At 50.0% G+C, this 20,749-nt stretch carries 20 protein-coding genes; 9 read left to right on the top strand and 11 right to left on the bottom strand.

The window, feature by feature from the left end; all coding sequences use genetic code 11:
- The first annotated feature begins 196 nt into the window (after nucleotides 1-196).
- The 6 genes from oppA (EO763_RS11310) to oppF all read left to right on the top strand — a co-directional run bounded on the left by oppA (EO763_RS11310) (nucleotide 197) and on the right by oppF (nucleotide 7,556).
- Complete coding sequence (oppA, locus tag EO763_RS11310) at nucleotides 197-1,795, top strand: oligopeptide ABC transporter substrate-binding protein OppA (RefSeq protein WP_244322091.1); 1,599 nt, start codon at nucleotides 197-199, stop codon at nucleotides 1,793-1,795.
- Between the two features lie 191 nt (nucleotides 1,796-1,986).
- The gene (oppA, locus tag EO763_RS11305) at nucleotides 1,987-3,624 is read left to right on the top strand and encodes an oligopeptide ABC transporter substrate-binding protein OppA (RefSeq protein ID WP_161529002.1); all 1,638 of its coding nucleotides are present in this window, start codon (nucleotides 1,987-1,989) and stop codon (nucleotides 3,622-3,624) included.
- Nucleotides 3,625-3,677: 53 nt separating this feature from the next.
- The gene (gene oppB, locus EO763_RS11300; protein ID WP_039489534.1) at nucleotides 3,678-4,598 is read left to right on the top strand and encodes an oligopeptide ABC transporter permease OppB; all 921 of its coding nucleotides are present in this window, start codon (nucleotides 3,678-3,680) and stop codon (nucleotides 4,596-4,598) included.
- A gap of 11 nt (nucleotides 4,599-4,609) precedes the next feature.
- Entirely contained in the window at nucleotides 4,610-5,518 is a 909-nt protein-coding gene (oppC, locus tag EO763_RS11295) for an oligopeptide ABC transporter permease OppC (protein ID WP_010295218.1), read from the top strand.
- Nucleotides 5,519-5,529: 11 nt separating this feature from the next.
- Nucleotides 5,530-6,525 carry an ABC transporter ATP-binding protein gene (gene oppD / locus EO763_RS11290; RefSeq protein WP_161529001.1) on the top strand — a complete coding sequence of 332 codons (996 nt, stop codon included), beginning with the start codon at nucleotides 5,530-5,532 and terminating at the stop codon, nucleotides 6,523-6,525.
- Nucleotides 6,522-7,556, top strand: a complete 1,035-nt coding sequence (oppF, locus tag EO763_RS11285; protein ID WP_161529000.1) for a murein tripeptide/oligopeptide ABC transporter ATP binding protein OppF — start codon at nucleotides 6,522-6,524, stop codon at nucleotides 7,554-7,556. Before oppD ends, oppF begins: the two co-directional genes overlap by 4 nt.
- Before the next feature lie 70 nt (nucleotides 7,557-7,626).
- Here oppF and EO763_RS11280 read toward each other — a convergent pair whose 3' ends face one another.
- Together EO763_RS11280 and cls are read right to left on the bottom strand one after the other, a co-directional pair.
- A complete protein-coding gene (locus EO763_RS11280) occupies nucleotides 7,627-7,950 on the bottom strand; it encodes an HI1450 family dsDNA-mimic protein (protein ID WP_015840224.1) in 324 nt (107 codons plus the stop codon).
- Nucleotides 7,951-8,005: 55 nt separating this feature from the next.
- Nucleotides 8,006-9,466 (bottom strand): cardiolipin synthase, encoded by a 1,461-nt coding sequence (cls, locus tag EO763_RS11275; protein WP_015840225.1) that lies wholly within the window; start codon nucleotides 9,464-9,466, stop codon nucleotides 8,006-8,008.
- A 195-nt stretch (nucleotides 9,467-9,661) separates the two neighbouring features.
- On the opposite strand from cls, the gene EO763_RS11270 reads away from it, so the two are divergent.
- Nucleotides 9,662-9,838 (top strand): YciY family protein, encoded by a 177-nt coding sequence (locus tag EO763_RS11270; protein ID WP_085996914.1) that lies wholly within the window; start codon nucleotides 9,662-9,664, stop codon nucleotides 9,836-9,838.
- 87 nt (nucleotides 9,839-9,925) lie between these two features.
- On the opposite strand, the gene EO763_RS11265 is transcribed toward EO763_RS11270, so the two are convergent.
- Nucleotides 9,926-11,599 carry a Tar ligand binding domain-containing protein gene (locus EO763_RS11265; protein ID WP_161528999.1) on the bottom strand — a complete coding sequence of 558 codons (1,674 nt, stop codon included), beginning with the start codon at nucleotides 11,597-11,599 and terminating at the stop codon, nucleotides 9,926-9,928.
- Between the two features lie 131 nt (nucleotides 11,600-11,730).
- Nucleotides 11,731-12,027 (bottom strand): YciI family protein, encoded by a 297-nt coding sequence (locus tag EO763_RS11260; protein WP_161528998.1) that lies wholly within the window; start codon nucleotides 12,025-12,027, stop codon nucleotides 11,731-11,733.
- Between the two features lie 262 nt (nucleotides 12,028-12,289).
- On the opposite strand from EO763_RS11260, the gene tonB reads away from it, so the two are divergent.
- Complete coding sequence (gene tonB, locus EO763_RS11255) at nucleotides 12,290-13,045, top strand: TonB system transport protein TonB (protein WP_039489521.1); 756 nt, start codon at nucleotides 12,290-12,292, stop codon at nucleotides 13,043-13,045.
- 122 nt (nucleotides 13,046-13,167) lie between these two features.
- Here tonB and yciA read toward each other — a convergent pair whose 3' ends face one another.
- The 3 genes from yciA to EO763_RS11240 form a co-directional block, all read right to left on the bottom strand.
- The gene (yciA, locus tag EO763_RS11250) at nucleotides 13,168-13,590 is read right to left on the bottom strand and encodes an acyl-CoA thioester hydrolase YciA (protein ID WP_010275288.1); all 423 of its coding nucleotides are present in this window, start codon (nucleotides 13,588-13,590) and stop codon (nucleotides 13,168-13,170) included.
- 19 nt (nucleotides 13,591-13,609) lie between these two features.
- Entirely contained in the window at nucleotides 13,610-14,179 is a 570-nt protein-coding gene (locus EO763_RS11245; protein ID WP_010295202.1) for a septation protein A, read from the bottom strand.
- 199 nt (nucleotides 14,180-14,378) lie between these two features.
- Nucleotides 14,379-15,131 carry a YciC family protein gene (locus EO763_RS11240; protein ID WP_161528997.1) on the bottom strand — a complete coding sequence of 251 codons (753 nt, stop codon included), beginning with the start codon at nucleotides 15,129-15,131 and terminating at the stop codon, nucleotides 14,379-14,381.
- Nucleotides 15,132-15,479: 348 nt separating this feature from the next.
- On the opposite strand from EO763_RS11240, the gene ompW reads away from it, so the two are divergent.
- Nucleotides 15,480-16,112: an outer membrane protein OmpW gene (ompW, locus tag EO763_RS11235; RefSeq protein WP_039489517.1), complete on the top strand. Its 633-nt coding sequence runs from the start codon at nucleotides 15,480-15,482 to the stop codon at nucleotides 16,110-16,112.
- A 133-nt stretch (nucleotides 16,113-16,245) separates the two neighbouring features.
- On the opposite strand, the gene EO763_RS11230 is transcribed toward ompW, so the two are convergent.
- The 4 genes from EO763_RS11230 to trpCF form a co-directional block, all read right to left on the bottom strand.
- Nucleotides 16,246-16,965, bottom strand: a complete 720-nt coding sequence (locus tag EO763_RS11230; protein WP_161528996.1) for an oligogalacturonate-specific porin KdgM family protein — start codon at nucleotides 16,963-16,965, stop codon at nucleotides 16,246-16,248.
- Between the two features lie 385 nt (nucleotides 16,966-17,350).
- Nucleotides 17,351-18,157: a tryptophan synthase subunit alpha gene (gene trpA / locus EO763_RS11225; RefSeq protein ID WP_039489513.1), complete on the bottom strand. Its 807-nt coding sequence runs from the start codon at nucleotides 18,155-18,157 to the stop codon at nucleotides 17,351-17,353.
- Entirely contained in the window at nucleotides 18,157-19,350 is a 1,194-nt protein-coding gene (trpB, locus tag EO763_RS11220; RefSeq protein WP_208852012.1) for a tryptophan synthase subunit beta, read from the bottom strand. Before trpB ends, trpA begins: the two co-directional genes overlap by 1 nt.
- A gap of 13 nt (nucleotides 19,351-19,363) precedes the next feature.
- Nucleotides 19,364-20,749, bottom strand: a complete 1,386-nt coding sequence (gene trpCF / locus EO763_RS11215) for a bifunctional indole-3-glycerol-phosphate synthase TrpC/phosphoribosylanthranilate isomerase TrpF (RefSeq protein ID WP_161528994.1) — start codon at nucleotides 20,747-20,749, stop codon at nucleotides 19,364-19,366.

The raw sequence follows: 20,749 nt of genomic DNA, 5'->3' as shown, positions 1-20,749 counted from the left end.
TTGATAGCTTCGAGTGTCGACCCGCTATTCGTTATTCATCCATAAATTAATTTTATGATTTATTTGGATAATGGGCGATCTTTTCTGCTCTATGTAACGGTGATTTTTACGCATAGAGTCCGGTATGGCGCTGTATCAAGACAGGGGCGTTTATAAAGTGAAAACTCGCAAAACAAAACGATGCTTTGTTACCAGTATGATTGCCGCAGCAGTGATGGCGTCATGCGTGAATGTTCAGGCTGCTACTGTACCTGCCGGTGTTGAACTGGCGAAAGAGCAAGTTCTGGTGAGAAACAATGGCGCTGAGGTGTCATCACTGGACCCACATAAAATCGAAGGTGTTCCGGAATCCAACGTCGCGCGCGATTTATATGAAGGGTTGGTGATTTCCGATCCGGATGGACACCCGATTCCAGGCGTGGCCGAGCGATGGGAAAGCAGCGATTTTAAAGTCTGGACATTCCATTTACGTAAAGATGCCAAATGGTCGAATGGCGAGCCGGTTACCGCACAAGATTTCGTTTATAGCTGGCAGCGTCTGGCCGATCCGAAAACGGTTTCTCCTTACGCCAGCTATTTGCAATATGGTCATCTGCTGAATATTGATGACATTATTGCCAGCAAAAAATCTCCCGATACGTTGGGCGTAAAAGCACTCGACGACCATACGCTGGAAGTCACATTAAGCGAGCCGATCCCTTACTTTTATAAATTACTGAATCACTCATCCCTGTCCCCGGTAAATAAAGCGGCGGTAGAGAAGTTTGGTGATAAATGGACCCAGCCGGAAAACTGGGTAGGAAATGGCGCCTACCGTCTTAAATCCTGGGTTGTGAATGAGCGGCTTGTGCTGGAGCGTAATACCCGATATTGGGATAACGGCAAGACCGTGATTAATCAGGTCACCTATCTGCCTATTGCTTCTGAAGTGACGGATGTTAACCGTTACCGTGCGGGTGAAATTGATGTCACCAATAATAAATTGCCCATTGAGCTATTTCAGAAGCTGAAAAAAGAAATCCCGCAAGAAGTTAACATCAATCCCTACCTCTGCACGTATTATTACGAAATCAATAATCAGAAACCGCCATTTAACGATGTACGGGTACGTACGGCTCTGCGCATGGGGCTTGATCAAGACATATTGACCAATAAAGTGAAAAATCAGGGCGATATTCCTGCCTATGGTTATATTCCTCCGTTTACGGACGGCTTGAAAGCGCATACGCCAGAGTGGTTTACCTGGCCACAGGCGAAACGTAATGAAGAAGCGAAAAAACTGCTGGCGGAAGCGGGCTATACCGCAGAGAAACCGCTGACGTTTAGTTTGCTCTATAACTCGTCAGATCTGCATAAGAAGCTGGCGATTGCAGCGGTCTCGGTCTGGAAACAGAATTTGGGCGTTGACGCGAAATTGGAAAATCAGGAATGGAAAACTTATCTCAGCACGCGTCATCAAGGCAATTATGACGTTGCGCGTGCCGGATGGTGTGCGGACTATAACGAACCGACATCGTTCCTGAATAGCATGCTGTCAGACAGTAGCAACAACACAGCGCATTATAAGAGCGCGGCGTTCGACAAGCTGATGGCGCAGGCGGTTCAGGCAAAAACGGACGATGAACGCGCAGAGATTTATCAGCAGGCGGAATCGCAGTTGGATAAAGACGCGACGATCGTGCCGGTCTATTACTACGCGAATACCCGACTGATAAAACCTTATGTCGGCGGTATTACCGGCAAGGATCCTTTGGATAATATACGGGTGAAGGATCTCTATATCATTAAGCATTAATCCGCGGCTGTTTACGGTTTGATGCAAATGAAATGAGCGAACAGTGATTAATTTGGTGTTTAATCTCTGGTTACCCATTCTTGCTCTGTGGGAATGGGGTGTGAGTCGAATCGATTAATCGTTTTCTCACAGGGCTCTAATTCAGGAATCGTGCTGGGATAACTAACACGACAACATTACAGGAGAAAATAATGACACACATCACAACTAAAAAAAGAGTAGCTGCCGCTATTATCGCGGCATTAAGTAGCACGATGGCTGTTTCTGCCTTTGCCGCGACCGTTCCCGCAGGCGTTCAGTTAGCAGAAAAACAGGAATTGGTTCGTAACAACGGTGCTGAAGTTTCTTCCCTCGACCCGCATAAAATCGAAGGTGTGCCGGAATCCAACGTGTCACGCGATCTGCTGGAAGGGTTGGTTATTGCTGACGTTAACGGCAAAACCAGTCCCGGCGTAGCGGAAAGCTGGGATAACAAAGATTTTAAAGTGTGGACATTCCACCTGCGTAAAGATGCCAAATGGTCCAACGGTGAGCCGGTTACCGCACACGATTTCGTCTATAGCTGGCAGCGTCTGGCCGATCCAAAGACGGCATCACCTTACGCCAGCTATCTGCAATATGGTCATCTGCTGAATATCGATGACATCATCGCTGGCAAGAAATCCCCTGATACGCTGGGCGTAAAAGCGATCGACGATCATACCTTTGAGGTTACGCTGTCCGAAGCGGTGCCTTATTTCTATAAGCTGCCTGTTTACGTTGCGATGTCCCCAATCAATAAAGCCGTTGTTGAAAAATTCGGTGAAAAATGGACGCAGCCGCAAAACTGGGTCGGCAATGGTGCTTACAAGCTGAAAAGCTGGGTTGTGAACGAAAAAATGGTGCTGGAGCGTAACCCGCAATATTGGGACAACGCCCATACCGTGATTAACCAAGTGACGTATTTGCCGATCGCGTCTGAAGTGACGGACGTTAACCGCTACCGCAGCGGTGAAATTGACATGACGTACAACAACCTGCCGATCGAACTCTTCCAAAAACTGAAGAAAGAAATCCCAGATGAAGTGAAGGTTAACCCGTACCTGTGTACCTACTACTACGAAGTGAACAACCAGAAGCCGCCGTTTAACGATGTACGAGTTCGTACCGCGCTGCGTCTGGGTCTGAGCCAGGATATTCTGACCAACAAGGTGAAGAATCAGGGCGATATTCCTGCCTATGGCTTTGTTCCTCCGTATATCGATGGCCTGAAAGCGTCAGTACCGGAGTGGTTCACCTGGTCACAGGCGAAACGTAATGAAGAAGCGAAAAAACTGTTGGCAGAAGCGGGTTATACCGCAGACAAACCGCTGACGTTGAACCTGCTGTACAACACCTCCGATCTGCATAAAAAGATGGCGATTGCAGCGGCTTCTATCTGGAAACAGAATATCGGAGTGGACGTTAAGCTGGAAAACCAGGAATGGAAAACTTTCCTCAGCACCCGTCATCAGGGAACCTATGATGTTGCACGCGCCGGATGGTGTGCGGACTATAACGAACCTTCAACCTTCCTGAACAGCATGCTGTCCGACAGCAGCAGTAACACCTCGCACTATAAGAGCAAAGAGTTTGATGCACTGGTGGCGAAATCCTTGCAGGTGAAAACCGATGAGGAGCGCGCTGCGGTTTACCAGCAGGCGGAATCGCAACTGGATAAAGACGCTGTCACCATACCGGTCTATTACTATGCGAATACCCGACTGGTGAAACCTTATGTTGGTGGATTAACGGGCAACGATCCGCAGGATAATGTTTACGTGAAAGATCTTTATATCATCAAGCACTAATAATAATGGCTGGCGCACGCAGCTGTGCTGCCAGCCTTTTATAGGTACGAGCAATGTTAAAATTTATTCTTCGCCGCTGTTTAGAGGCGATTCCAACACTATTTATCCTGATCACCATCTCGTTCTTCATGATGCGATTGGCACCCGGCAGCCCTTTTACCGGTGAGCGTAATTTACCGCCGGAAGTGATGGCGAATATTGAAGCCAAATACCATCTGAACGATCCTATCATGACGCAGTACGGTAACTACTTACTGCAATTGGTACAGGGTGATTTCGGTCCTTCTTTTAAATACAAAGACTATTCCGTGAACGATCTGGTCGCGACGTCTTTCCCTGTTTCTGCAAAACTCGGGGCTGCGGCATTCGTTCTGGCGGTTATTTTTGGTGTGAGTGCCGGTGTGATCGCCGCGCTGAATCAGAATACGAAATGGGACTATACCGTGATGGGCTTTGCCATGACGGGGGTGGTGATACCCAGCTTTGTCGTCGCGCCGTTGCTGGTGCTGATTTTCGCTATTACGCTGCGGTGGCTACCCGGTGGTGGCTGGAATGGTGGGGCACCCAAATATATGATTTTACCGATGGTGGCGCTGTCTTTGTCTTATATTGCCAGCATCGCGCGTATTACCCGAGGATCGATGATCGAGGTTTTGCATTCTAACTTTATCCGCACCGCGCGCGCCAAAGGGCTACCGATGCGCCGCATCGTCCTGCGCCATGCGTTAAAACCTGCGCTACTGCCCGTGCTTTCCTACATGGGGCCGGCGTTTGTGGGGATTATTACCGGCTCGATGGTTGTTGAAACCATTTTTGGTTTACCCGGCATTGGGCAACTGTTTGTGAACGGTGCACTGAACCGTGACTATTCACTGGTACTGAGTCTGACGATTCTGGTCGGCGGCTTAACCATTTTATTTAATGCGATCATTGACGTGCTCTACGCTGTTATCGATCCGAAAATTCGCTATTAATTGGGGGCGTTATGTTTTGGAATCGAAAAAACGTTGAAGCGTTAGAGAACTTCACCGAGCAGGCTGAGATTGAAGGGCGCAGTTTGTGGCAGGATGCGCGTCTGCGCTTTATCCACAACCGTGCGGCGCTGGCCAGTCTGTTTGTTTTAGCGGTGATTACCGTGTTTGTGATTTTTGCGCCGATGCTGTCGGCATTTGATTACGCCGATACCGACTGGGGAATGATGTCAGCCGCGCCGGATATGACATCGGGTCACTACTTTGGTACGGATTCCTCCGGTCGTGATCTGCTGGTCCGTGTTGCCATCGGTGGACGTGTGTCGCTGATGGTTGGTGTAGCCGCGGCGCTGGTTGCCGTGATCGTCGGAACGTTGTATGGCGCGATGTCGGGTTATCTGGGCGGGAAAGTGGATTCGGTGATGATGCGTCTGCTGGAAATCCTCAACTCATTCCCGTTCATGTTCTTCGTTATTCTGCTGGTGACGTTCTTCGGGCAGAACATGCTGTTGATCTTCGTGGCTATCGGCATGGTGTCCTGGCTGGATATGGCGCGTATCGTGCGCGGCCAGACGCTGAGCCTGAAACGTAAAGAGTTCATTGAAGCGGCGATGGTTTCCGGTGTCTCCACGCGCGGTATCGTGCTGCGCCACGTTGTGCCTAACGTGCTGGGCGTGGTGGTGGTGTATGCCTCTCTGCTGGTGCCAAGCATGATCCTGTTCGAATCCTTCCTGAGCTTCCTGGGGCTGGGAACGCAGGAACCGTTAAGCAGCTGGGGTGCCTTGCTGAATGATGGTGCGAACTCAATGGAAGTGTCGCCGTGGTTACTGTTCTATCCGGCGGCGTTTCTGGTTGTCACGCTGTTTTGTTTTAACTTTATCGGCGATGGCCTGCGTGATGCCCTCGACCCGAAAGATCGCTGAGGAATATCGACATGAGCAAGATTGAATTAACTGGCGCGCACGACGCGCTGCTACATGTTCAGGATCTCCGGGTAACGTTCAAAACGCAGGATGGCGATGTGACGGCGGTTAACGACCTGAACTTCACGCTCAACGCCGGTGAAACGCTGGGGATTGTGGGTGAATCCGGTTCCGGTAAATCACAAACCGCGTTTGCGTTGATGGGGCTGCTAGCGCGTAATGGCCGTATTGGCGGCTCGGCGCGTTTTCGTGGCAAAGAGATTCTCAATTTGCCGGAAAGCCAGCTGAATAAGCTGCGTGCTGAAGAAATCAGTATGATCTTCCAGGACCCGATGACTTCGCTGAACCCATACATGCGCGTCGGCGAACAGTTGATGGAAGTGTTGATGTTGCACAAACGCCTGAGCAAAAGCGAAGCGTTTGAAGAGTCGGTAAAAATGCTGGATGCGGTCAAAATGCCGGAAGCGCGTAAGCGTATGAAGATGTATCCGCATGAGTTTTCCGGTGGGATGCGTCAGCGCGTGATGATCGCAATGGCGCTGCTGTGTCGGCCAAAGCTGCTAATTGCCGATGAACCGACAACAGCGCTGGATGTGACGGTTCAGGCGCAGATTATGACGCTGCTGAACGAGCTGAAACGTGAGTTTAATACATCTATCATCATGATCACCCATGACCTGGGCGTGGTGGCTGGTATTTGTGACAAAGTGCTGGTGATGTACGCCGGACGCACCATGGAATACGGCGCTGCACGCGACGTCTTTTATCATCCGAGCCACCCGTACTCTGTTGGCCTACTCAACGCCGTGCCGCGTCTGGATTCGGAAGATGAAGTACTGGCAACCATTCCGGGTAATCCGCCTAACTTATTACGCTTGCCGAAAGGCTGTCCGTTCCAACCACGCTGCCCGTATTCAATGGATGTCTGCCATAGCGCACCGGCGCTGGAATCTTTTGGTGATGGCCGCTTGCGCGCCTGCTTTAGAGCGATTGAGGAGGTGGTATGAACAACGCGGACGAGAAAAAGGTGTTGTTAGAAGTGGACGATCTGAAAGTCCACTTTGACGTCAGAGATGATAAGCAGTGGTTCTGGCAGCCGCCGAAAAAACTGAAAGCCGTTGATGGCGTGACGCTACGTTTATATGAAGGCGAAACGTTGGGCGTGGTGGGTGAATCTGGTTGCGGCAAGTCTACGCTGGCGCGTGCCATTATCGGTCTGGTAAAAGCGACGGATGGGCGAGTCACCTGGCTGGGGAAAGACCTGCTGGGCATGAGCGCCGATGAGTGGCGCGCCGCGCGTAGTGACATTCAGATGATATTCCAGGATCCGCTGGCATCGCTGAATCCGCGTATGACCATTGGTGAAATTATTGCCGAGCCGTTAAAGGTTTATCACCCAGAGCTGGATCGACAGGCGGTAAAGGATCGTGTGAAAGCGATGATGCTGAAGGTTGGGCTGCTGCCAAACCTGATCAACCGCTATCCGCATGAGTTCTCTGGCGGGCAGTGTCAGCGTATCGGCATCGCGCGCGCGCTGATTCTGGAACCGAAGCTGATTATCTGTGATGAGCCGGTTTCCGCGCTGGACGTATCGATTCAGGCACAGGTGGTTAACCTGCTGCGTCAGCTACAGCGTGAAATGCGTTTGTCGCTGATTTTTATCGCCCATGACTTATCGGTTGTGAAGCACATTTCCGATCGCGTGTTGGTGATGTATCTGGGTCATGCGGTAGAACTGGGGACGTACGATCAGGTCTATAAAAACCCGCAGCACCCGTATACCCGCGCGCTGATGTCCGCTGTGCCGACGCCCGATCCCGATCAGGAGCGGAACAAGAAGATACAGCTGCTGGAAGGGGATTTACCTTCGCCAATCAATCCGCCATCGGGCTGTGTGTTCTGTACCCGCTGTCCGATTGTCGGCCCTGAGTGCTCGAAAACCCGACCACTGTTGGAAGGGAGCTTTACGCACGCGGTTTCGTGTTTGAAGGTCGATCCGCAGGCGTTGTTACCGGCGCAGGAAGCGGAAGTTCAGTAACCCGTTTATCGGTGACTGATGTAAAAAAGGCGTCTCCTGCGGGAGACGCCTTGCGTTGAAGCGAGATAACTTATTCTTTCCACAAAATGTGGCAAAGTTTGTGATCTTTTTCCCGACAAATCAGCACGCGGGCAAAAATATCCGTGATCTCGTCACCTTCATTCTCGGCAAGCCCAATGACGACTTCGGCAAAAAAGTCAGGGTTCAGATCGAAATCAACGTGCTCGGCCCAGTCTTCCGCAGGGTCGAATAACTCTGCGCCACCGCGCTCTTCGAATTGCAGGTTGAACAGCAGAATATCGGCCGGATCGAGATTATCAGCCGCGAGTTCTAAAAAGATATCGTAGGCCTGTTCCAATGCTTCGTCTTCGGTCAGGCGATTATTCAAATCCATAACGTAATTCCTGTTAATTCCCAATAGCCTTATTAGAACACGGGAAAACGCGTATTTATAGCAGGGGGCTGAAAAAGTAGAACAGCCGCTCGACGATGCGTTGCCAGTAAGGACGATTTTGCCACTGCGTGGCGTTTAACAGACGTGAGCGGGCGATATAGTCTTCCTGTACGCAGGCTAAATCGCTGCCGAATCCAGCATCGTCAATCACCAGCGTAATTTCAAAATTCAGCCACAGGCTGCGCATATCCAGATTCACCGTGCCAACCAGGCTGAGCTGTCCATCAACCAGTACGCTTTTGGTGTGCAGCAGTCCGTCCTTGAATTGATAAATTTTTACGCCAGCGGCCAGCAGTTCTGTGAAGAACGCACGACTGGCCCAGCCGACCAATACCGAGTCGTTTTTGTGTGGAACAATAATGCTGACATCGACACCACGCTGTGCGGCGGTGCAGATGGCGTGCAGCAAATCGTCGCTGGGCACGAAGTAGGGGGTCGTCATGATCAACTGCTTACGCGCCGAATAGACGGACGTCAGCAGCGCCTGATGAATCATCTCTTCCGGATAACCGGGGCCGGAAGCAATAACCTGAATGGTGTGGCCGCTCTCCTGTTCGAACGGCATAACGTTAACATCCGGCGGCGGCGGAAGCAGGCGCTTGCCCGTCTCCATTTCCCAGTCGCAGCAGTAAATAATCCCCAGCGTGGTCGCCACTGGGCCTTCAATACGCGCCATCAGGTCGATCCATTGCCCGACGCCGGCATCTTGTTTGAAAAAACGGGGATCAACCATATTCATGCTGCCGGTATAGGCAATACGGTTATCGATGAGGATAATTTTACGGTGCTGCCGCAAGTCCATGCGGCGGAGGAACGCACGGAACAGGTTCACTTTCAGAGCTTCAACCACTTCAATCCCAGCGGTGCGCATCAGCTCGGGGTGATGCTGACGGAAAAATTGTACGCTGCCGGCAGAGTCCAGCAGAATGCGGCAGTGCACCCCGCGTCGTGCCGCGGCGATAAGAGAAGAGGAGACTTGCTCAACCAGGCCGCCGGGTTGCCAGATGTAGAACACCATTTCGATGTTGCTGCGTGCGAGTTCAATATCACGCAATAGCGCTTTAATGGTGTCATCAAACGTGGTCATCAACTGCAACTGATTGCCTTTGACTCCGCCAACGCCTTGTCGCCTTTCACACAGCTGAAATAACGCGCTGGCGACTTCACTGTTTTCCGTTGCGAAAATACGGCGATATTCTTTTAATTCGCGTAGCCATTTTGCCGTTGATGGCCACATTTTGCTGGCGCGTTCGGCTCGGCGTTTGCCGAGATGGAGCTCGCCAAACGAAAGATAAGCGACAATACCGACAAGTGGCAGAATATAAATCACCAGCAGCCAGGCCATCGCAGAAGGCACCGCCCGACGTTTCATCAGAATACGCAAGGTCACACCAGCGATCAGCAACCAGTAGCCAAAAACCAGTAACCAACTTATTACGGTATAAAATGTCGACATAAAAGCAGCACAGTTCCCTTCTGCAAAGAATTAACAAAGTGTACGCATAGATTTATAAAAGGGGAAATGCCTTTCCTCTGAATAAAATAGCGTAGCTGGCTAAGAAGAGAATGGCGGTGAGCGTGATTCACTGATTGTCGTCACGCAATCGGGGGGTATAATGCCCAGCGCGAGTGAATTAACAAGAGCCGCATAATGAAACGCAGTCGGAATGAAGTGGGTCGCTGGCGGATGTTACGTCAGGTCCAGCGTAGAAGAAGTCGCTGGTTGGAGGCTCAATCACGTACGTATCGTCATATTCGCTCTGCCCGTTATTTGCAACAAAAGCAGCAACGACGGGCATTGCTCTATGCGGTAACGTACGACTGGTAAGCCAGTGAGGAAAATAGCGACCCGAGGTATGGTCGCTATTTTTTTATCATACTTTTTATCACACCCTGAGCTTATTCCCTCATCGGCTCATCCCATAGCCGGAATGCGCGGTGTCATTTCTCTCTGATCAATCATCAAATTAACTTCAGCCTCTGTTGAGGGCAGGATGAACAGCGATACCGACGTATTTAAGCGTTCCGTTTGCTCCAGCAGTGAGGCAAAGGTGTGTGCGGAGGCTTCAACCTGTCCCGCATTTTCTCTGACGGTATCGTTCAGCGTGCTGAGTCGGGCGGTGACTTCATGAATGCTTTCGTTCTGCTGGTGCGATATTTCCGAGATTTCGCTCAAAAACGTGCCAGTGCCTTTCGCTGTCTGAATAATGTTCTGTAGGCTGTCATTCAATTTGTTCACCAGCCGCGTGCCTGCGGTTACGCTATTGTCTGAATCACGAATCAGTACATTAATATTTTGTGCAGAATGGCTGCTTTGCGAAGCCAACGTGCCGACTTCCCGCGCGACAACGGCAAAGCCTCGTCCCATCGTCCCAGCTCGAGCTGCTTCAATGGCGGCATTCAACGACAAAATATGTGTCTGAAACGCCACGTTTTCAATCATCCCAATGGCTTCTGTCATCTCACGCGTTCTGCCTGCAATATCTGACATCGCCGCTTTGACGTCATTCATCATCGTCTCACCCTGAGCGGCGATCTTGCTGGTGTCTTCTGCATGCAAATTGGCCTGTTGGGTATGCTGGGTATTTTGCTCAAGATGCTGGCTCAGTTGAATAATGTGCTCCGTGGTGGCTTTGAGCTCGTGAGATTGGCGCTTCGCCTGTTCGGAAAGCCGATGGTTATCTGCCGCGACCCGATCGACCTGCGTCACCATGTGGTCAACGCCCTGACGAACCTGATTGACCAAGGTCACCAGACCTTCCTGCATTTGGATCACGCTGGTATTGAGCTGTTCAACTTCGCGTGTACCTCGCGTCTTTGTACTGACCGAATGCGAAAGGTCGCCCGCGGCGATCAGTTTTAAATGAGCGATGATGTGCGTCAGCGGACGAATAATGATCCGACTCACGCCAATCCACACGGCGATGGCGATAACCAACAAGAGGCCCAGAACCGTAATGAAAATTGTTTTTGCGTTATCGAGAGAGGATAAAAATTGTTGGCCATGCTGTTTTTGCAACGCATCGGTGTCTTGCAAATAGTGTGAATACTTCTGGGTAAAATCGCTTTGATAGGCCTGTACCGGAACGGCAAAGAAAATATCGATCTGATTGGTGGTTTTTATTCCCTCGACTAGCTCGACGAGCCCTGAATAAAGCTGGCTATAGCTCTTTTTCAAATCCACAAAAGCCGTCGTGTCTGCTTCAGGTGTCGTGGTTGTTTCCAGTTGCTGGTAATACGTTTGTGCCTGTTTGAGAGATACTTCAGCCTCATCCATCAGGCTATGCCAGCTACCTTCAGATCCGGTTTCTTTGTCTACCAACAAATAAATGCCCGCGCGGTTAAGTTTGTCGCTGGCATTCATCACTTCCATTCGCGCTTTATCCATTAACGCTTGCTGCTGGCGAAGACTCTCGTTAGCGGAAATATCCTGCCGAACCTGAGTCATCGTTTGCGAAATGACGCCGACGGAAACCAATTGCAGTAAAGAAAACAACCCAATGATCAATAACAATCCGGAGAGAATACTGAGGCGATGACGGCGGCGGATCGTAGTAACTCCGTTTCGCAAAATCGCAGGCATTAACATGATTGTTGATCCTCTATAAATGAATAGCGGTCAAACTATCACTGTTAAATGACTAAAATATTTCAGCTTTTGGCGAGGGCGAAAAGGGTCATGGCTTTTTCGCGTAGCCATGACCTATATCAAGGGAACCCTTAAAACACTTTCTTGAATGGCTTCACGCTGACGTGTTTATAGACGCCTACCGTGATGTAAGGGTCGGCGTTGGCCCATGCCGTTGCCTCATCCAGCGATGTGAATTCGGCGATAATCACGGAGCCGCTAAAGCCAGCCTGACCGGGATCGTCGCTGTCGATCGCAGGTAACGGGCCCGCAGTAATCAGTCGGCCCTGATCGCGTAATGCCTGTAAGCGGGCAAGATGGTCCGGCCGGACCGACAGGCGTTTTGCTAATGAATCAACATTATCTTCAGCATAAATGACGTAGAGCATAGCGACCTCACAGGTGGGAAGGTACCCTTTTTCGTTTTGGGGCCGGGGTTGAGACCCAGCGGTCAAACGCTATCGGGTAAGAGAAACGTGTTTCTATCATCATACGTGATGTTGTTTGAAGACAATAGTGCGAGGACAATAGGTTGATTTACCAGAGTAATCCCCCACGACTTCGGTTTTTTTAACAATTCCACGGGTTGTTATTGAATATGATTGCTATTTGCATTTAAACTTGGGCGGCATAAGAGGATAAAGACAGACTATGCCGCAAAAAAAGTTTTTTTTGACCCGCCGTTACTCATGGCCATTCATACTTTCAGTCGGTTTTCACGGTTCACTGATTGCAGGATTGCTATACGCATCATTTAATAATTCAATCGAATTACCGCAGGAATCTAAGCCCATCAGCGTTGTGATGGTGAACCCAGCGGCCTATGAAGCGGCACCTGCTGCTAAATCTGCCCCGGAGCCAGAGCCGGTTAAGCAGCCTGAACCTGAGCCGGAACCGATTCCAGAACCGGAGCCATTGCCGCAGCCGGTTCCTATGCCATTACCTGAACCAAAGCCCAAGCCGAAACCTAAACCGGAACCTAAGCCGGTGAAGAAGGTTGAGCAGCCGAAGCCGGTTAAACGTGAACCGACCGTTGAAAAACAGCCGCCTTCTCCGTTTACCAGCGAAGAGCCAACGCGCAATGTGAATAATGCCCCGGTGAAGCAGGCACCTGCGCCCGCAGCAAGCACGCAGTCAAGTGGGCCGCGTCCGTTGAGCCGTGCACAGCCTCAGTATCCGGCGCGCGCGTTTTCCCTGCGCGTTGAAGGGCGGGTAAAAATGCAGTTTGATGTGGATGAGTCTGGACGTGTTGACAACGTGCGCGTGCTTTCTGCCGAACCGCGTAATATGTTCGAACGCGATATCAAACAGGCCATGCGTAAATGGCGTTATGAAGCCGGTAAGCCGGGCAAAGATTTGGTTGTGACCATCGTCTTTAAAATTGACGGCGGGGCGGCAGTCGAATAATTCATGCTGATATGAAAAAGAGACGGGGCGTCATCTTTGCAGATGACGCCCCGTTTTCGTTATGCCTTTATATCCGGTAAAAACATATCCGTTCACAAATTAAGTGCTTACGCTACCCGATGTCACTCGCTTGGTGTGAAGTTGCTTTTACCTGCGGGCAGCTCGCGCGGATGACCTTCTTCATCTACTGCGACGTAGGTGAATAACGCTTCGGTAGCCCGATAGCGCTGGCCAATTGGCTCAGAAGAGACTTTCTTTACCCACACTTCAACGTTGACGTTGATAGAACTGCGGCCAGTGCGTAAGCAACGCGCATAGCAACAAACCACATCGCCGACGGCGACAGGTTTTAAGAACGACATCCCATCAACCCGTACGGTAACGACACGTCCCTCGGCAATTTCTTTCGCCAAAATCGCGCCGCCGATGTCCATTTGCGACATCAGCCAACCGCCAAAAATATCGCCGTTCGCGTTGGTATCGGCTGGCATTGCCAGCGTGCGGAGAACCAGTTCGCCCTGTGGTAACACGTTTTGTGTGCTCATTGTGTCTATCTCGCTTTGGCTATTGCTGTTGCTCGCTTTTTTCTTCTTCTGACTTTTCCTGATCGTTAGGCAAGTGACGATAGATATAAACGCCACAAATCAGCGTAAACAGCAGCGTCACACCGGTCAGACCAAAGACTTTGAAATTAACCCAAACGTTTTGCGGTAACCAGAAAGCAATATAGATGTTAACCAGTCCACACACCAGAAAGAACATGGCCCAGGCGAAATTCAGTTTCCCCCAAACGGGCTGCGGCAAGGTTAACTCTTTACCCAGCATCTTCTGAATCAGAGTCTGTTTCATCACAAATTGGCTAACCAGCAGGGCAATCGCGAATAAGGCGTAGATGATGGTGACTTTCCATTTGATAAACAGATCGTTATGGAACACCAGCGTTAACGAACCGAACACGACGACCATTGCAAAGGTGACCAGCGTCATTTTCTCTATTTTACGATACATCACCCAGGTGACCACGAGTGACAGCGCCGTTGCCGCAATCAGTGCACCCGATGCGATATAAATGTCATAAAGTTTATAGGCCGCAAAAAAAACGACCAACGGTATAAAATCAAGAAGTTGCTTCATTATGTCAATCCATCACTCAACAGTGTCGTAGTCATAACCCGCGAGAGTTATCCGATAGCTCATGCCATTATCCTTTATTGTGGAACACCATTCCCAAGATATTGTAATAATTTGCAGAAAATTACGATTGGGTAGATAGCGAACGGAGATCTGGCGGAACCTATGCCACCAAAGCGGTGGCATAAGCAAAGGGCAGTAATTAAGCGCGCAGCAGCATATAAAGGCGGAACAGATAAATGAGCAGGATCGCGGAGATCAGGTTGCCCAAACCGTTCAGAACCACGCCGAGCACGGTCGGTGAGGAAATCGGTAACTTCGACACAATCAGCAAAATAGCGATTTTAGCCAGTAGCCACATCACGATGGCAGGCGCGGTTGCACGCAGGTTACCGTAAGCCAGTTTGGTACTCACTTTAATGGCATTGAAAATCCCGCTTTTTTCCGTAACGACAATGACGGGTGACAAACTCAGCGCAATAGCGAGCAGCACGCCAGGAATGACCAGAAGCATCATGCCAAGCTGGATGAGCAGGGTGCACAGCAGGATCAGGATAAGCAGACGCAGTAAAAAAGGTGCAGCGGCGCCAATTGCTCGCAGTGCACTGGTGCGCTGTCCGTCAGAAACCAGTTGGATCAGCATCAGAACTCCGCCCGTCAACAGCGCATTGCCCACTAACGCAGCAAAGGTGCCTGCTGCCGACATTTTCAGTAACACGGTTTGTTGTGCCGGTGTCATCTGCTGAATCATATCCATCAAACCAGCTTCGACAGAAGATGACAGATCGCTGCTGGAACTGCTCAGAATCCGTAACTCGTCTCCAGAAGGCGATAGTGCATGATTCAGTATGACAGTAATGAATGCCGTCAACAGTGACATCATTAAGATGCTGATGAACTGGTTGCGGGTGAAATTCATTGTGTCACGGTACAACGTGTTAGCCGTGATAGGCATGCAGGCTCCTTGAAAAAGATAAATCGACAGAGAGAACTTAACTCCCGATTGTAACCTGTTAATTCGCGCTGTGGCACCCCGTCAACGATGCAATGCTGCTTTTCCCTTCACTAAGAAGTCAGCATGGCATGGTTACCCAGAGTGGTTCTCCTTGCCATAGGCCGTATACTTTATGCCTTTGCGCTATTTTTGATCTAAATCAATTTCATGTTTTTTAATGGGTTAGTGATAAATGATTCAGTTCAATTTTGGCGTAAAATTTTAAAAAGATGTGATCTGGCTTAAAACAAGAATACCTACTTAGGGGTATATTCGTTCGTAATTTAAACCCTATAAATGGAGTGGGTAATGAAAAAAACATCTTTCCTGTTGTTGGCTGCGGCGCTTATGCCTGCATTGGCACAGGCTCATGAAGCGGGGGATTTCATTGTTCGGGCGGGTACGGCCACTGTGCATCCAAGTGAAAGTTCGGACAATGTGCTGGGGTTGGGAGAATTTCAGGTAAACAACAATACGCAGTTGGGCCTGACCTTCAGTTACATGGTGACAGATAATATTGGCGTTGAATTACTCGCCGCCACGCCGTTCAAACATAAAGTCGGAACACCTGGTACCGGAACGATTGCGGAAGTGAAACACCTGCCGCCTTCACTGGTTGCGCAGTATTATTTTGGTGATGCTCAAGATAAATTACGTCCCTATTTGGGCGTTGGCCTGAATTACACGATGTTCTTCGATGAGAAATTTAATGATACAGGGAAGGGCGCAGGGCTGAGCGATCTGAGCCTGAAGAATTCTTGGGGTGTTGCTGCACAAGCGGGCTTGGATTACAACCTGGATAAAAATTGGTTGGTAAATATGTCCGTGTGGTGGATGGATATCGATACGGATGTGAAATTTAAAGCCGGTAACGATCAGCAAAGTATCCATACGAAGATTGATCCATGGGCCTTTATGTTTGGTGTCGGTTACCGCTTCTGATTGCTAACGTAATTTTTCTTGAAGAATAAAAAACGGCGAAGTAAATAACTTCGCCGTTTTTATAGACAGGAAATAACAAACCAATAAAGAGAACGCTATTTTATTACAGCAATTATCTAGATGGTGTTAGCCATTAGAAATTGTATTGTACGCCAACGCGGTAGCGAGTTTGACGCTCGTCAGTAGTTTTGCTACCAGAAACATTACCGACTTGAACGTAAGGTGTCCAGTTTTTGTCGAATTTATAAGCCAGTTTAACATCGTGGGTCATGTCATAGTTCTCGTTGTCAGCGAGGTAGCCAACAGAACCGGATTTAGTTTTCTTGTCGTATTCAAATTCGTATTCAATGACAAAATTCGCTGGCAGTTTGTAACCCAATGTACTGGTGATAGTGTAGCCTTTCATATCTGAAGGGGCTGAAGTACCAATGCTGTCACTTTTGCGCAGGTAGGATGCACGGTAGCGCAGGCCATAGTACAGAGAATCTGTGATGTTGGCTGTGCCTTTGATATAAGGACGATAGTTGTTGTCTTTTGAAGAGGAAACCATATTTAAGCCAGCTTCCACACCAAAGGTTTTATCGAATTTGTACAGGTAGCTAGCGGTGACTTCGGTACCGGTGCTGACCGTTTCGTTATAGGGTTTATTTGGCGTATTGTCTTTGTCAGATTGACCCCACTTGGCTTCCATTGACAGGCCAAAACCGTTGTCAAAACGGTGGGACATCAACAGACGATCTTTATGATCGTTCTTTGCTGTATCTTTCATTTCGTGACGATAGTCAATCGTCACCGCCATGGAGCTTAAGCTGATTAAGGAGGTTACCACCATCGTCAATATTTTAACTTTCATTTTATTATCCCAAGTCAAAGAGAATTATTATTTAAAAACGCGCTGCCACTTTTGTTCAGCGGTTCCATTCTATTTATTATTTCTTACAGTAATGTGAACAAGATCGTTAAAAAGAGAAAATTTAAAATGATCTCATTTCTGTGATTTTCTTCGTATTTTATTGGTGGGATTTATGCGGTTTAAAAATTAATGGTTATTTGATTTATTTCTTTGATGTGGAATTAAATAATTATTTCAATTTGAAAATATTGCTTACAATTATAATGAATTGGACATTAAATAACAATTGAAGATACTGATGTTTAATTAAATGAGAAATAATTTGAAACATTATTCGGCGCGCGACATTGCTTGCGTTAAGCACAAATCGCGCGCCTGAAACGTGTTATGAACGCGTAGCTGCTTTCATTTCACTCACAAAGGCGTGTAACTCGGACAGCATCACATCAGGCTGGTTCAGATTTTTTTCGATAATCCGTACGATCGCGGAGCCAGAAATAGCACCCGCTGCGCCTGAGGCTAACGTTTCCCGCACTTGAGCCGGATCGGAAATGCCAAATCCTTGCAGCGGCGGGGCGGCATGATACGTGTTCAGCTTGGCAACCAGATGATGCAGCGGCAGCTGTGCGCGCTTTTCTGCCCCGGTCACGCCCGCACGTGACACTAAATAGGTATAGCCACGGCCATAAGAGGCGATCTCACGCAGCAGTTCATCGTCAGCATTGGGCGGACAGATAAAAATGGGGGCAATGCCGTGTCGCAGCGCAGCCGTACGGAACGGTGCAGACTCCACCACCGGCACATCCGCCACTAACACCGAATCGACGCCAACCTGCGCGCAGCGCTGATAAAATTCATCAATACCGTTGCTGAAGACCAGATTGGCATACATCAGCAGGCCAATCGGGATTTCCGGGTATTTTTGACGTATTGCCGCCAGCATTTCGAAGCATTGGTCTGGTGTGACGCCTGCGGCAAAGGCGCGCAGGTTGGCGTCCTGAATGGTCGGGCCATCCGCTAACGGGTCAGAGAAGGGCACGCCCAACTCCAACGCGTCGGCTCCGGCGGCAATCAGCGTGTCGATAATTTTCAGGGATTGGCCGGGAGAGGGATCGCCCAGTGTAACAAACGGAACGAACGCACCTTCCTTTTTCTCTGACAGGCGGTTAAATAACTGTTGATAGCGTTCCATTAGATTTCTCCCCGATCTTTCAAAATATCGTGCACGGTAAAGATGTCTTTATCACCACGGCCGGACAGGTTTACCACCAGCAGTTGTTCTTTCTCCGGTTCCGTTTTAATCATCTTCAAGGCGTGTGCCAGCGCGTGGGAAGATTCCAGCGCGGGAATAATCCCTTCACCGCGGCAGAGCGCTTTGAAGGCATCCAACGCTTCGTCATCGGTAATCGAGACATAGTCAGCGCGGCCGATGCTGTTCAGATAGGCGTGCTGCGGCCCTACCGACGGGAAATCCAGTCCAGCAGAAATAGAATAGGATTCTTCAATTTGCCCGTCAGACGTTTGCATCATCGGGGACTTCATGCCGAAATAGATGCCGAGACGACCGTGTTTTAACGGCGCGCCGTGCTGCCCGGATTCAATGCCCAAGCCGCCAGGCTCAATGCCGATCAGACGGACGTCAGTATCATCGATGAAATCAGCGAACATCCCAATCGCGTTAGAGCCACCACCGACGCAAGCGAGTACCGCATCCGGCAAGCGACCTTCTTTTTCCAGAATCTGCGCTTTAGTTTCCTCACCAATCATGCGTTGAAACTCGCGCACGATAGTCGGGTAAGGATGCGGGCCAGCGGCCGTTCCCAGCAGATAGTGTGCCGTTTCATAGCTGCCGGACCAGTCACGCAGCGCTTCGTTACAGGCATCTTTCAGCGTGGAGGAACCGCTGTGAACCGGAATCACTTCTGCACCCATCAGACGCATGCGGAAGACGTTCGGCGACTGACGCTCAACGTCTTTTGCACCCATATAAACGCGGCATTTCAGGCCAAGCAGGGCGCAAGCCAGCGCCGTTGCGACACCGTGTTGGCCCGCACCCGTTTCGGCGATGATTTCGCTTTTACCCATGCGCTTAGCCAGTAGAGCCTGTCCGAGCACCTGATTGGTTTTGTGCGCACCGCCGTGCAGTAAATCTTCACGTTTCAGGTACAGCTTGGTTTTCGTCCCAGCGGTCAGATTTTTACACAAGGTTAACGCTGTTGGGCGACCCGCATAGTTTTTCAGCAGATCGGTAAATTCGGCCTGAAATTCAGGATCTTTCTGTGCACTGACGAAAGCCTCTTCCAACTGGCGTAACGCCGGGATGAGGATCTGCGGAACAAATTGTCCGCCGAATTCACCGAAGTAAGGGTTGAGTAATGTCATAATTTTCCCGTCTGTTTTAGTGTTGGGGCTGACGTAATGTCGCAAAAACCGCAGCAATTTTATGTGAGTCTTTTTTTCCCGGTTCGCTTTCGACCCCGGAATTGAAATCCAGTCCTGCGCAACCTTGCTGTGCCGCCAGTGCGCAGTTATCGCTATTCAGGCCACCGGCCAACAGCACGTTATCCAATGACTGATTCGCCAGCAGCGACCAATTAAAGGTTTTACCGCTGCCGCCCTGACCGTTGTCAAACACGTAGCGATCGACGTGGGTAAAATTGCGTTCTGGCAGCACATCCGCGATGCTTAATGCTTTCCAAATCTGGCAGGTCGCTGGTAATTGCTGACGTAACCGGTCGATGGTCTGTTGATCTTCATCACCGTGCAGTTGAACGGCTGCTAACCCTAACTGCGTTGTGATAGCCACGATGTGTTCGACGGGCGCATTGCGGAAAACACCGACATAGCGCAGTGGGGCACCTGTCATAACGTCAGTGGCTTGTTTGGCGTCAACATAGCGTGGGGAGCTGGCGACGAAGATTAATCCGCCGTAGAGCGCACCCGCTTGATAAGCTGCCTGTGCATCTGCGGCGCGCGTCAGGCCGCAGACCTTGTTTTCTCCCAAAATAGCGTTCTCACCTAGAATAACGCGGCGTACTGCGTCGTTCAGATCTGGCTCGGACATCAGTGAGCTGCCGATCAGGAAGCCCTGAGCAAACGCGCTGAGTTCACGAATCTGCGTCTGGCAGTTGATTCCGGATTCACTGATCACGGTGACGCCTGCGGGCAGACGCGGCGCGAGCGTCCGAGTACGGTTGAGGTCAATGGAGAGATCGCGCAGGTCGCGGTTGTTGATCCCGACGACGCGCGCTTCGAGCTGAATAGCCCGCAGTAGCTCTTCTTCGTTACTGACTTCTGTTAACACGCCCAGCTTCAGGCTGTGCGCTACCTCGGCCAGTTGCTGATACTGCTCGTCGTCCAGCACGGACAACATCAGCAGAATGGCATCAGCCTGATAGTAGCGAGCCAGATAGATCTGGTAGGGCGAAATAATAAAGTCTTTGCACAACACCGGCTGATGTACTGCCGCGCTAACCTGTGGCAGGAAGGCAAAATCGCCCTGAAAATACTTCTCGTCGGTTAAAACGGAAATAGCAGACGCGTAACCTTTATAGACCTGAGCAATCGCTACCGGGTCGAAATCATCGCGAATCAATCCCTTCGACGGTGAAGCCTTTTTGCATTCAAGAATAAAGGCGGGCTTATCTTGTTTCAGCGCCTGATAAAAGTCGCGCTGGCTGGGAACGATCTCATGCTGAAAAGAGGCCAGCGGCTGTGCTTTTTCTCGTTCCGCAACCCAGAGCGCTTTATCACGCACAATTTTATGTAATACGGTTTCCTGCAT

Origin of the sequence: Pectobacterium odoriferum, assembly GCF_009931295.1 — a bacterium.
Classification (GTDB): domain Bacteria; phylum Pseudomonadota; class Gammaproteobacteria; order Enterobacterales; family Enterobacteriaceae; genus Pectobacterium; species Pectobacterium odoriferum.
Note: the sequence above shows the minus strand (reverse complement) of the source record. Positions and strands in the feature narration are given on the sequence as shown.